This is a genomic window from Nostoc sp. TCL240-02, assembly GCF_013343235.1.
Lineage (GTDB): Bacteria > Cyanobacteriota > Cyanobacteriia > Cyanobacteriales > Nostocaceae > Nostoc.
In genome coordinates, this window is record NZ_CP040094.1 from 3,350,851 (window position 1) to 3,362,908 (window position 12,058).

12 protein-coding genes are annotated in these 12,058 nt (G+C 45.3%); 6 read left to right on the forward strand and 6 right to left on the reverse strand.

Features of this window, described 5'->3' with window-relative positions; translation table 11 throughout:
- Window positions 1-39: 39 nt before the first annotated feature.
- The 3 genes from FBB35_RS14275 to purL form a co-directional block, all read right to left on the reverse strand.
- Complete coding sequence (locus tag FBB35_RS14275) at window positions 40-606, reverse strand: Uma2 family endonuclease (RefSeq protein WP_174710164.1); 567 nt, start codon at window positions 604-606, stop codon at window positions 40-42.
- Window positions 607-777: 171 nt separating this feature from the next.
- A complete protein-coding gene (purF, locus tag FBB35_RS14280; RefSeq protein WP_174710165.1) occupies window positions 778-2,277 on the reverse strand; it encodes an amidophosphoribosyltransferase in 1,500 nt (499 codons plus the stop codon).
- A gap of 170 nt (window positions 2,278-2,447) precedes the next feature.
- The gene (gene purL / locus FBB35_RS14285) at window positions 2,448-4,820 is read right to left on the reverse strand and encodes a phosphoribosylformylglycinamidine synthase subunit PurL (RefSeq protein ID WP_174710166.1); all 2,373 of its coding nucleotides are present in this window, start codon (window positions 4,818-4,820) and stop codon (window positions 2,448-2,450) included.
- 509 nt (window positions 4,821-5,329) lie between these two features.
- Here purL and FBB35_RS14290 point away from each other — a divergent pair.
- Window positions 5,330-5,830, forward strand: a complete 501-nt coding sequence (locus FBB35_RS14290) for a hypothetical protein (RefSeq protein ID WP_174710167.1) — start codon at window positions 5,330-5,332, stop codon at window positions 5,828-5,830.
- Here the strand turns inward: FBB35_RS14290 and FBB35_RS14295 are convergent.
- Window positions 5,819-6,322, reverse strand: coding sequence for a hypothetical protein (locus FBB35_RS14295; protein WP_174710168.1), 504 nt, complete (start codon window positions 6,320-6,322; stop codon window positions 5,819-5,821). The two genes, FBB35_RS14290 and FBB35_RS14295, sit on opposite strands and share 12 nt — an antisense overlap.
- 160 nt (window positions 6,323-6,482) lie before the next feature.
- Between FBB35_RS14295 and FBB35_RS14300 the strand changes: the two genes are divergently transcribed.
- Window positions 6,483-6,662, forward strand: a complete 180-nt coding sequence (locus FBB35_RS14300; protein WP_174710169.1) for a hypothetical protein — start codon at window positions 6,483-6,485, stop codon at window positions 6,660-6,662.
- A gap of 630 nt (window positions 6,663-7,292) precedes the next feature.
- Window positions 7,293-7,742, forward strand: coding sequence for a hypothetical protein (locus tag FBB35_RS14305; protein WP_174710170.1), 450 nt, complete (start codon window positions 7,293-7,295; stop codon window positions 7,740-7,742).
- Window positions 7,743-8,281: 539 nt separating this feature from the next.
- On the opposite strand, the gene FBB35_RS14310 is transcribed toward FBB35_RS14305, so the two are convergent.
- A complete protein-coding gene (locus FBB35_RS14310; RefSeq protein WP_094348587.1) occupies window positions 8,282-8,767 on the reverse strand; it encodes an allophycocyanin subunit alpha-B in 486 nt (161 codons plus the stop codon).
- Between the two features lie 215 nt (window positions 8,768-8,982).
- Between FBB35_RS14310 and rlmD the strand changes: the two genes are divergently transcribed.
- Both rlmD and FBB35_RS14320 read left to right on the forward strand, forming a co-directional pair.
- Window positions 8,983-10,389, forward strand: coding sequence for a 23S rRNA (uracil(1939)-C(5))-methyltransferase RlmD (gene rlmD / locus FBB35_RS14315; protein WP_174710171.1), 1,407 nt, complete (start codon window positions 8,983-8,985; stop codon window positions 10,387-10,389).
- A gap of 391 nt (window positions 10,390-10,780) precedes the next feature.
- Window positions 10,781-11,230, forward strand: coding sequence for an anti-sigma regulatory factor (locus FBB35_RS14320; RefSeq protein ID WP_174710172.1), 450 nt, complete (start codon window positions 10,781-10,783; stop codon window positions 11,228-11,230).
- A gap of 143 nt (window positions 11,231-11,373) precedes the next feature.
- Here the strand turns inward: FBB35_RS14320 and FBB35_RS14325 are convergent, their stop codons facing one another.
- On the reverse strand, window positions 11,374-11,649 hold the full coding sequence (locus FBB35_RS14325) for a DUF6439 family protein (RefSeq protein ID WP_041565907.1): 276 nt from the start codon (window positions 11,647-11,649) through the stop codon (window positions 11,374-11,376).
- A gap of 44 nt (window positions 11,650-11,693) precedes the next feature.
- Here FBB35_RS14325 and FBB35_RS14330 point away from each other — a divergent pair, with 44 nt between their 5' ends.
- A complete protein-coding gene (locus FBB35_RS14330; protein WP_174710173.1) occupies window positions 11,694-12,056 on the forward strand; it encodes a hypothetical protein in 363 nt (120 codons plus the stop codon).
- Window positions 12,057-12,058: the final 2 nt, after the last annotated feature.

A 12,058-nucleotide genomic window follows, 5' to 3' on the forward strand; every position in this document is an offset into this window, starting at 1 on the left:
GCTAACAGTAAGCAATTACGGCAATTATGCGAACTTATGTTAAGTAAATAAGGAGGCAATCGCACAATTAAAATCAGGCAATATAGGTGAATTCAACTCATCACTATTGAACAAGGTAGCAACTAATTTTAAACTCGCTTTTTCACGCCGATAAACTTCCACCTGTTGGTTGCGCCAATCCACAATCCAATATTCCCTAACACCTCTTGCTGAGTAAAGCTTTAGTTTAAATTCCCTATCCCGCTTTTCGTTCCCAGTACCAGCAGATAGAACCTCTACTACCAGTTCTGGCGCACCAGTCAAATGCCCCGCCTCGTCTAAAATCAGGGGCAATCTCTCATTGCTAGCCCAGACAACATCAGGAATCACATTATCATTATCGCCAAAAATTATGCCTGGAGCAGGTACGACTTGGCCCAAAGAAGTAGCTTGTGACCAGGTATCCAATGGAGCAATAATTCTGGCACAGACTTTTTGATGATTCCAGTGAGGCGCTCTGGTCACAAACAATTCTCCGTCAATAATTTCATAGCGGTTTCCGTTATCTGGAAACAACTCTAAATCGGCGGTAGTCCAGCGCACTCTTTCAGATATTGGCTGGTTCATAAACCATATTTGTTAGGGGATTTACCTATTTTAAACGGATTGGGGATTGGGCATTGGGCATTGAGCAAAACAGTTCCGTTAGCGGTAGCGGGGCGTTTAGCCTGTGAAGAGTTAGGAGTTACGAATTCTCCCCCTGCTCCCTCATCCCCTATTCCCCACTCCCCCAATCCCTTACACCACTACCTTTTCTAAACTCAACTTAGAACGCTTCACTTGCTCAGGAATCGTTACTGGATAATCTCCAGTAAAGCAGGCAGAGCAGAAACTATTGGTGTCTTCTCGTGTCGCTTCTAGCATTCCTTCCCAACTCAGATAGGCAAGGCTATCTACTTCCAGTTGCTTGGCAATTTCCGCTACTGACTTGGTAGCAGCAATCAACTGATCTTGAGAATCGGTGTCGATGCCGTAGAAGCAAGGATGAGTTACTGGCGGAGAGGAAATTCGCATGTGTACTTCCACTGCACCCGCTTCACGCAAGGTTTTGACTAGTTTACGGCTGGTAGTACCCCGTACAATCGAGTCATCTACAATAATTACTCGTTTGCCTGCTAGCACATCTTTAAGAGGGTTAAGTTTCATGCGGATACCAGACTCGCGCATGGTTTGGGTTGGCTGAATAAAGGTTCGTCCAACATAGCGATTTTTAATCAGTCCTTCGGCGTAGGCTACACCAGAAGCTTGGGAAAATCCGATCGCAGCAGGAATACCAGAATCAGGAACACCAAAGACTATATCGGCATCGACACAAGATTCTTTGGCTAGTTGATGCCCTAACCGCATCCGATAGCTGTACAAACTCTCGTTGTGCATAATGCTATCAGGGCGGGCAAAGTAAATCATCTCAAAGATACACAATTTCCTTTGGGTCTGTTGACTCCAGTGATAGGAAGCCAAACCTTCTTCAGTAATCCAAACTAATTCACCTGGTTCTACATCTCGCAGGTATTCGGCTCCAATGATGTCTAAACCACAAGTCTCGGATGCCAAAACGTAACGGACTGGATTACCCGCTAAAGTCCCAATTACTAGAGGACGAATACCATTGGTGTCACGGACACCCATAACGCCGTTAGGAGTGCCAATAACTAAACTAAAGGCTCCTTGGCAACGATGAAATGCCTGAATTGAACCTTCTAGCCAATCTGCGCCAGCATTGATTGCTTCTGCGATCGCAAAAGCAATCATTTCTGAGTCTGTTGTGGTAACTAAGTTGTATTTTTTCTCAAGCAACTCTTGACGCAGTTGCACTGTATTGACTAAATTACCATTGTGTGCTAAAGCTAATGAACCTAAGCGAGTTTCCAGAACTGCGGGTTGGGCATTAACTTTGCGGCTAGAACCTGTTGTGGAATAACGAGTGTGACCAACAGCAAGGCTACCAGGTAATTCATCCAAAACAGATTCATTGAAGACTTGAGACACCAAGCCCATATCTTTGTGGAGATGGACTTTTGTACCTTCAAAAGTGGCAATACCAGCTGATTCTTGACCCCGATGCTGGAGGGCGTACAATCCAAAGTAGGTCAGTTTAGCAACGTTTTCTCCTGGTGCATAAATGCCAAAAACACCACAAGCTTCTTCGGGCTTGTCAGGCTGATTTTCATGACTATTAATTGGGTTGTTGTTAAGGTCGGGGTATTCATCCGAAGTGACAGAATGAATAGAGGTCATGCTAGCTTTGCTCCTGGTGGGGGGGGTCAAGTCACTGGGATTATGTCTATAGATAGGTGTTGATTTCTTAATAAATCTTTAACCATCTATTAAAACAGTACCGTAATTATGCTCAGAGACGCTAATAGTTCTGAGTGATTAGTGCTGATTTCTGAGTGAAGTCTAAATACTCAAGACTCAGAAATAGTTCTTTGGTTGGCGATACGCCTAGCGATCGCATGGAAATAGCGATCGCTCATATCTTCGATACTAACTTTGATTAAGACCTGATTATCAGTGGTGAAAACCCCCAAACCCGTCTCAAAATTGCCAACTGTACCTAGTATTTGCCACTGTTGACCGAGATGTTCCTGTAAGTATGATTCCCAAATTGTTTGCTGTGCCGATGTTACAGAAACTAAAATCCTGGCACCACCTTCGGCAAACAGCACCTCATCGACACGGTTGTGCGTTGGTGCTATTTCTAAATTGATTTCGGCACCAAGGTTGCCAGCAATACAACATTCGGCAAGTGCGATCGCAACTCCCCCTTCAGCAGAATCATGGGCTGAACGTACCCAACCATTACGAATTCCTTCCCGACAAACTTTTTGGACGCGGCGTTCCAAGTCAAAATCTACCAGTGGCGGTTTTCCGGCAACAGTATTGTGGATAGTAGCTAAATACTCAGATGCTCCCAAACTGATTTTGGATGCCAGAGGCAATCCGAGAAGGTAAATCACATCGCCGGATGCTTGCCAACCTTGTCCACCAATTTTGGTGATATCGGGAATCAAGCCCACCATCCCCACTACAGGAGTGGGATAAATGGGTTGTGGGATGCCTTGAGAATCGAGGGTTTCATTGTATAAAGAAACATTTCCGCCTGTGACTGGTGTCGCCAATTCTCGGCAACCTTCCGCCAAACCGCGACAAGCTTCTGCCAATTGCCAATAACCAATCGGTTTTTCTGGAGAGCCAAAATTTAGGTTATCCGTCACCGCCAGAGGTTCTGCACCCACACAGCTAAGATTGCGTGCAGCTTCTGCCACCACTGCCTTAGCTCCCTCATAAGGGTCAAGATAAACATAACGAGGATTACAATCTACTGTTGCTGCCACCCCTAATTTTAGATTTAGGATTTTAGATTTTAGATTGGGAATTTCTTCAAGGGGGCGCAACCGGATAACAGCCGCATCTGCACCACCTGGTAGTATAACTGTATTATTTTGTACTTGATGGTCATATTGACGATACACCCAGTTTTTAGATGCGATCGTGGGTGTATCGAGCAAAGTGAAGAGAATATCATTCCAACTTTGCACACCTTCTTGGAGTTCTATGCCAGCAGTTGTGCAAGCAGGTAAAGAATCAGGAGTCCATTCCCAAGCTTGACGGGCATATTCTGGCGCTTCTGCCAACAACTCCCGGTTATATAGTGGGGTATTTTCCGCCAAAGCCTCGGCGGGAATTTCTGCTGCTACTCCACCCTGAAAGAGAATCCGCACGATGGGTTCAGCGATGACAGTACCGGCGACAACGGCTTGAAGTCCCCAACGATGAAAAATGTCGATTAATTCTTGCTCGCGCCCCTTATGGGCAACGAACAGCATTCGTTCTTGAGATTCCGAAAGCAGATATTCATAAGGAACCATCCCCGTTTCTCTAGCGGGAATTTTATCTAAATCTAGTTCAATTCCTACTCCACCTTTTGCCGCCATCTCTGAAGTAGAACAGGTGATTCCAGCTGCTCCCATATCTTGGGCGGCGACAACTGCACCTGTTTTAAACGCCTCTAGACAAGCTTCAATTAACGACTTTTCCAAAAATGGATCGCCTACTTGCACAGCCGGGCGATCGTCTATTGACTGATCGCTCAATTCTGCACTGGCAAAACTTGCGCCTCCCATACCGTCGCGCCCGGTGGTGGAACCAACATACAGCACGGGGTTTCCTAAGCCAGATGCCCCAGATTTGACGATTTCTGACGTTTCCATTAATCCTAGTGCCATAACATTCACTAGGGGATTACCAGAATAAGCTGGATCAAAGTAAACTTCGCCGCCTACTGTTGGTACTCCAACGCAATTACCATAATGTGAAATCCCCGCTACTACGCCTTGGAACAGCCTTTGAGTTTTGGCATCTTCTAGGGAACCGAAGCGTAGGGAATTTAATAGAGCAATGGGACGCGCACCCATTGTAAAAATATCTCTAAGAATACCGCCCACTCCCGTTGCTGCACCTTGAAATGGTTCTACAGCTGAGGGGTGGTTGTGGGATTCAATCTTAAAAGCTAGTTGGAGTCCGTCACCTAAATCTACAACACCAGCATTTTCACCAGGCCCCACGAGGATGCGGGGCCCCTCAGTGGGAAATTGTTTGAGTAGAGGTCGAGAATTTTTGTAACAGCAATGCTCTGACCACATTACCCCGAACATTCCCAGTTCAGCTTTGTTGGGATGACGGCCTAACCGACGGACAATTTCTGCGTATTCTTCTGGTTTAAGACCTTCAGCAGCGATTTCTTGAGGGGAAAAAAAAGCAGGAGATGTGGCGGTCATGGAAATAATGCACCAATTGTACAGAGCATTATTCTACCGATTTACTTGCCCTGTAGGTGCATTTATTAGCATAGTTCATAACTATATGACGCTAAAGATTTAAAAAAATAAATAAATTTACTTAAAGATACATATTTTTGTACACCTAAAGATAGATTGTATTCAACGCTAAATCACTGGTAAATATACTGATAAAGCTTAAGTAATAAAATTTTCTTCCCTTGTAATATGCATAGGTCATTTCCAGATTATAGAAATGGCTATCAGCCTGTCAGATCCTCCACTAGTTGAATGCAGAAAAAATTCATAGGATGCGATGCGATTGCAAGTTTTAATGCCCTGCAATCTAAATTCTCTCGTTGGCATTTCATTCGCTTGAAGTGACTCATACAACAGCAAACTCAATCACTAAATGTCTCTTGGAGAAAGGATTCTGGGAATTTGCTTCCGAAACTGCTCATCTGAGTCAGCAAATCGACCGTACTAACGTAACTTAGAGGATTTTGATCATGCCTAGACTTACTGTTCCACCAAATCTCATCGGCACCAATTCTCCCGACACTTTAGTCGGGAAACAGTTAAATGCATCTCTGGCAATTGGTATTGATATTTTAACTGGAGGTTTCATTTGTACACTCTCAGGAAATGACACTATTGAGGGCACGGCTGCTGGCAGCAACAACGGCTCCGGCAACGGCGGTACAGGGACAGGCATTGGCAACAACAAAGCCAGTATTAATACAGGGGAAGGAAAAGACATGATCGTTGGCACTGGTACTGGTGGTAACGGCAGCAACGGCGGTAAAAAACCCGGCAATGGCGGTACTGGGAAAGGCATCGTCAACAACAAAAGCAGTATTAATACAGGAGATGGAAACGACACGATAGTCGGGACTGGCACTGGCGGCAATGGTGGTACTGCTGGCAAGTTCTTCGGCAACTTATTGGGCAACGGCGGCAACGGCGGTACTGGGACTGGTATTACTAACAGTGGAGGTCTAAATGGATGAAATGGAAACGACACGATAGTCGGCACCGATACTGGTGGCAAAGGCGGCGGTGGCAGTAGCGAAAACCCCGGCAATGGCGGTATTGGGATAGGCATCGCCAACAACAAAGGCAGTATTAATACAGGGGACGGAAATGACACGATTGTTGGCACTGGTACTGGTGGTAACGGCGGCAATGAAGGCTTTCAGGGTGGCAGCGCTGGTACTGGGACAGGCATCGCTAACAGTGGCAGTATTAATACAGGTGACGGAAACGACACAATTACTGGCATCGGTACTGGCGGCAACGGCAGCAATGACAGCTACGCGGGTGGCAACGGCAATACTGGGACAGGCATCGCTAACAGTGGCAGTATTAATACAGGGGACGGAAATGACACGATCAACGCCACAGGCAAGGGCGGCAGCCCTAGTTACGGCCGCAGCCCTGGCCTCACCGAAGATGGGACTGGCATCAGCAATAGTGGCGAACTGGACACCGGGGAAGGACAAGACACGATCGTCGGTACAGGTACTGGCGGTATCGGTGCCAGCGGTCTCGGCGCCAGCTTCGGGGGTAATGGAATTGGCATTTCTAATAGTGGCAGCCTGAATACAGGGGAAGAAAATGACACGATCGCCGGTATCGGTACTGGCGGCAACGGCGCTGCTGGTGGTATCGCCGGCGGCTCTGGGGGTGCTGGAACGGGCATCGCTAACACTAGCAAACTTTACACTAGGGATGGAAAAGACACGATTATCGGCACAGGTACTGGCGGCAAAGGTGATAGCGGCGATTTTTCCCCCGGCAACGGCGGTACTGGCACTGGCATTGCTAACAGTGGCATTTTAAATGTAGGGAATGGACAAGACACGATCAACGGCACAGGGAAGGGCGGCATCGGCGGCAATGGCGTCTTCAGCAGCGGCCTTGGTGGTGCTGGAATCGGCATTGCTAACAGTGGTAGTCTGAATGCAGATGAGGGAAAAGACACGATCAACGGCACTGGTATCGGTGGTCTCGGTGGCGATGCCTCACCCATCACTGCTCCTGGTGGCGTTGGCGGGACTGGGATCGGCATCAGCAACAGTGGCAAACTGGATACCGGAGACGGAGAAGACACGATCTCTGGCACAGGGCAGGGCGGCATCGGCGGCATCGGGACTATTGATGTCGTTGATGACATCGATAGTAGTGAGCGTGTCGGGGGTAACGGCGGTGCTGGAATTGGCATCAGCAACAGTGGCAAACTGGATACTGGAGACGGAGAAGACACGATCGTCGGCACTGGTAATGGCGGTAAAGGAAGCATTGCTCCCTCTGGCATTGGCGATAGCGGTGCTGGAATCGGCATCCAGATCATTAAAGATGGCACTATTACTACAGGGTCAGACAGGGACATAATTACGGGTTATGGGAACAGTTCTGGAACAAACTCCACTGCATTTGGCATCGTCAACGATGGAATAATTGATACTGGCAATGGTTCTGACAAGCTTACTGGATAGGCGACAGCAACAATTGGTGGTACTGCTTATGGTTGGTACTGCTTATGGTATTTATGGAGAAGGAATCATCAAGACTGGCAACGGCAATGACCAAATTATCGCCACCAGCACCCTAGATGGAGTTCAACATAAAATCACCATCGGTGGCGGAATCAACATTGCTCTAGGCGCTGGGAATGACTACTTCAAAGGGTTCGGGGAAGCAACTGTTGATGGCGGAGATGGTTTTGACACCCTCGATCTCAAGGCTTTCAAGCGCTCTGAACTCATAGTATCTGGTGTTAATTCGGGCAATACCCTTAACTCTGCCAACCTCACTTTCAACAGCAATGGAAACTCCATTAGCTTATCTACGACTGGCTTTGAGAAATTTATCTTTGCTGATAGCTCTTTCTGCTACAGCAGTTTAGCAAACGGGGCATAGGTTTATGAATTTCTCTGTCTCGTGTTTTACCTTCTAAGTGTCTAATCAGTGTTATTTGCTCTTAAGTTGACAAAGCATTTACCAGCGTATATATTCTTAGTTCCAAATTTGCATAGATTTACTACGACTCAGAGATTATTCGGGTATATGCAGTTTAGCTGTAACAATCAAGTGACGAGAATCACACATATCTATGATTACGATCCTCTCTCTGCGATCGCTAACTAGGCATAATTAATGACAACTGAACTCTAGCCGAGTCATTAATAGGGAACACACTTAATTGCCGACAGCCTTAACCAAGGACTGTCGGTTTTTTATGTCCGTATATCCTTTACCCTTTGAGAAAGGCCCCACAAATATACTTAAATAAATTTCCCCACAACTGGTTAGTAACTTGACAAATATTTTGCCACAGCCACTACCAAATGTGGGGAGGGTACGATCAAATTGGGTATCTTATGCCTATGGAGTGCTAATATATTACACTCACTTTAGTAGACCGAAAGTATACTCCTAAAACCAGCACACACTTTGTATTAAGACATCGCTTGAATGATGTAATCAAAGTATGGTGCTGCTTCAGCAGCATCTTCCGCACTCAATAAGCTAAGGGAAGCTGTTTTGAGGGAATTGATCGCTTCTACCATTCCAGGTACGGGAACGCCCAATGAATTGTACATTTCCCGCACACCAATCAAACCGATTTTTTCAATTGGCTCTTTGTCACCAGCAAGCACACCATAAGTAATTAAGCGTAAGTACCAACCAAAATCACGGATACACAGAGAGCGCTGGCGTTCTCCGTAAGCATTACCTCCGGGGGAGATAAAGTCAGGACGCTTCTGCCAAAGTTGTTTGGTTGCTTCCTGAACTATCTTTTTTTCGTTTTCGGCTAAGGTAGCCGCAATCCGCGTCCGTTGTACGCCGGTTTGCAAAAAGTCTTTGATATTTTTCAGTTCGCCACTGCTGGGATAACGCAGTTCGTCGTCAGCTTTGAGAATAACTTGGCTAATTACAGTCATGATGATTGAAATCACCTGAAATATTATCTGTTAGTTTAGCGAGTCGGAGGTACACAAGTGAAGGGATCGGAGATACTTATGTATTGAATTTATCTATTTAGGGAGATGAAGAGGCAGGGGGCAGGGAGCAGGGAGCAGGGGAGGCAGGGGGAAAAGAACTATTAATTATTGCCCAGACCAATGACCAATGACTAATGACTAATGACTAATGACCAATGACTAAAATAATTTGGCAACAGGGTGAATTAATTGAAGTGACAATCGCTAACCTGAGTGATACAGGTGATGGTGTCGGACGCGCTGATGAACGTGTTGTGTTTGTCCCAGATACTGTACCAGGCGATCGCGCCATTGTCCGCTTGGTTCATGTTAAACCAAAATACGCCCACGGGAAGCTCCAAGAGCTATTAGAGCCATCCTCCCACCGTATCCGACCCAATTGTATTGTGGCGGACAAATGCGGTGGTTGCCAGTGGCAGCATATTAATTATGAATACCAGCTAGTAGCCAAGCAAAATCAAGTTATCCAAGCAATAGAGCGCATTGGTGGTTTTGTCCAACCACCGGTAAATCCGGTACTCGCCGCCCCTTCTGCTTTAGGCTACCGTAATAAATCTACATATCCTTTGAGTACATCGGCAACAGGGCAGGTACAAGCTGGTTACTACCAAAAAGGTAGTCACCAATTAATTAATTTAAATCAATGTCCAGTCCAAGATGCGCGATTAAATCCCTTACTTGCCGAAGTTAAGCAAGATATTCAACGACAAGGTTGGCAAATTTATGACGAACAGCGCCATCAGGGAAAAATTCGCCATCTTGGTTTACGCATTGGCCGACACACTGGAGAAATGTTGTTGACTTTGGTGGTGAAAGACTGGAATTTATCAGGAATTGAAACCCAAGCCCAGGAATGGTTAAAGCGTTATCCGCAGTTAGTGGGAGTGTCGCTCAATCGCAATGGCGATCGCACAAATGCTATATTCGGATCAGAAACTCGTTGCATCGCTGGAGTCCCCCACCTGCGTGAAAGCTTTGCTGGACTGGAATTTCAAGTACGCCCAGATACATTTTTCCAAGTGTATACAGAAACAGCAGAGGCACTATTGCAGATAATTCAATCAGAACTCAATCTTCAAGGGCATGAGTTGCTAGTTGATGCCTATTGTGGTATTGGGACTTTAACTTTACCCCTCGCCAAAAAAGTTCGTATTGCTACAGGATTAGAAGTGCAACCAGCAGCAGTAGAACAAGCTATTTTGAATGCTCACCGTAACGGAATTGATAATGTGACATTCCAAGTCGGGGCAGTAGAGAAATTACTTCCTAAAATGGGCACAATACCAGAAGTAGTAATACTCGATCCGCCACGTAAGGGGTGCGATCGCGCTGTCATCGACACTTTACGGCAACTGAAACCATCTCGGATAGTTTACGTCAGCTGTAAGGTATCTACCCTCGCCCGTGACCTGAAATTGCTTTGCGAAGATGGACAATATACCATCACACGGGTACAACCTGCTGATTTTTTTCCTCAAACGGCTCATGTTGAAGCTGCCGCATTTCTTGTGCTATCACATTTGCACAAGGATAGTAATTCCTTTACAAAAACTGAAATTTGAAAATTTTAGTCTAGTGCATACTAAAGATGCTAAAATTGAATTAAGCTGAAAATAAAAATTCCTTTTCGTTTAAATAAATTCAAGTTGCATAGTTTCTTAGAAATATGAATTGGATTGTGTAAATGACAAATCGGCAATTAACTAGAGTATCCCAATACTCGGTCAAATTACTAGCATCTTTTTAAGTTGCTAACATCATTATCAAAACTATTGCAGCCGTTATATATCCAAACAATCTCAACTCATACTATAGGGCTAATGCTCCCTAGCATTTTCAAAATTTAGTTTTAAAGACGCAAGTTTGAAGGCAGCATGACCACCTCAAGTTTTATCAGGGTGCCTGTAATAGCAAACTGATGTCTAGCTAACTGAAAGCTATGGGGTTTCTCTTGTGATTACAATTTCACTCCGTCCAGTTGCACGTTATTGGGGCACTATTAGTTTTGCCTCAACCCTCTACCTTTGTCCAATCTTAGATTTACTGTTGGCAGAAATTCCAGCCAAATTACAAGCAGAACTGCGGCTAGGACTTCAAGAAGCCCTAGTAAATGCAGCTAAACATGGTAATAATCTCGATCCAAGTAAAACAGTTCTAGTCCGTTTTTCCTTAATTGATAATCAATATTGGTGGATAATATCAGACCAGGGTAGTGGCTTTACTCCTTCATCTGTTATTGAAGAAGAGCCAACAGACTATTTACCACCAGATGAATCAGAAAGTGGTCGTGGTTTATGTCTTCTGCACCAAATTTTTGATCAGGTAGAGTGGAACCGCAAAGGCACAGAATTAAGGCTTTGTAAACAAATGGAAACTCGCCGGGGACTATCTCTGCGACGATAAAAGGGCAGTGGGGAAAGTTATTAATTGATTGTTTTTTACTAACTATTCTCTATTCTTTACTTCCCATGAGGCAGTAGGGAATTGTGAGTTGGGAATGGGGAAAGTTATTATTTGATGGATTTTTATTCCCCATTCCCTATTGTCTACTTACCGTGAGTTGGACAGGGAGGCGCGGAAATGGAGCGATCTAACCAACCAATTGCCTGTTCTAATCTAGCTTGAGCTTCTTGTGGCTGATTCTTTAAAAGATACACAATTGCTGCTGCCACTTGTTCATTAGCGCGGGAATTGCGGTTAGACTTGAGGCGATGCCAATCGTTAGGGGAAATACTCAGTCTTTCCATGAGGGCTTGAGCTAGTTCCAGAGTACTAAGTTCATTCAGTTGACTGGTTTTCGGCAGCTGGGTAGATTGGGACATAACTATTGGCACGTTTGCATTTACTTCTACTTTACTACTTGTAAATGAAGCCGTCTAAACAATCACAACCGTCAGGGGAAAATCCAGAACCAGATTTTGAACAAGAACTAGAGGAAGTAGAGCGATCGCTCCTATCCTTAAAAGAACGTTACGATCAAGTGCAACGCGATCGCCAACAACAGGCACAATGGCAACAGCGCCGCGATCAACTAAAGCACAATAAATCTCAGACACCAGAAATCAAAGCAGAGTTGAGGCAAATTCAACAGCAGTTGGAAAAGCTAGAACTAAACTTAGAAAGCCAGTTATTTTCTTGGCGTAGCCTGAAAAAACCTTTCTGGCAAGTCGTCCGCTTTGGTGGAATGGGCGTTATCATAGGCTGGATATTAAAGTCTTATGCTGGGTAAAT

What these genes read in the sequence shown, in the direction of transcription:
- FBB35_RS14305 (WP_174710170.1), top strand. Translation starts at nt 7,293, where the DNA reads ATGGTTCTGACAAGCTTACTGGATAGGCGACAGCAACAATTGGTGGTA.
- purF (WP_174710165.1), bottom strand. Translation starts at nt 2,277, where the DNA reads ATGACCTCTATTCATTCTGTCACTTCGGATGAATACCCCGACCTTAAC.
- FBB35_RS14290 (WP_174710167.1), top strand. Translation starts at nt 5,330, where the DNA reads ATGCCTAGACTTACTGTTCCACCAAATCTCATCGGCACCAATTCTCCC.
- FBB35_RS14325 (WP_041565907.1), bottom strand. Translation starts at nt 11,649, where the DNA reads ATGTCCCAATCTACCCAGCTGCCGAAAACCAGTCAACTGAATGAACTT.
- FBB35_RS14310 (WP_094348587.1), bottom strand. Translation starts at nt 8,767, where the DNA reads ATGACTGTAATTAGCCAAGTTATTCTCAAAGCTGACGACGAACTGCGT.
- FBB35_RS14275 (WP_174710164.1), bottom strand. Translation starts at nt 606, where the DNA reads ATGAACCAGCCAATATCTGAAAGAGTGCGCTGGACTACCGCCGATTTA.
- purL (WP_174710166.1), bottom strand. Translation starts at nt 4,820, where the DNA reads ATGACCGCCACATCTCCTGCTTTTTTTTCCCCTCAAGAAATCGCTGCT.
- FBB35_RS14330 (WP_174710173.1), top strand. Translation starts at nt 11,694, where the DNA reads ATGAAGCCGTCTAAACAATCACAACCGTCAGGGGAAAATCCAGAACCA.
- rlmD (WP_174710171.1), top strand. Translation starts at nt 8,983, where the DNA reads ATGACTAAAATAATTTGGCAACAGGGTGAATTAATTGAAGTGACAATC.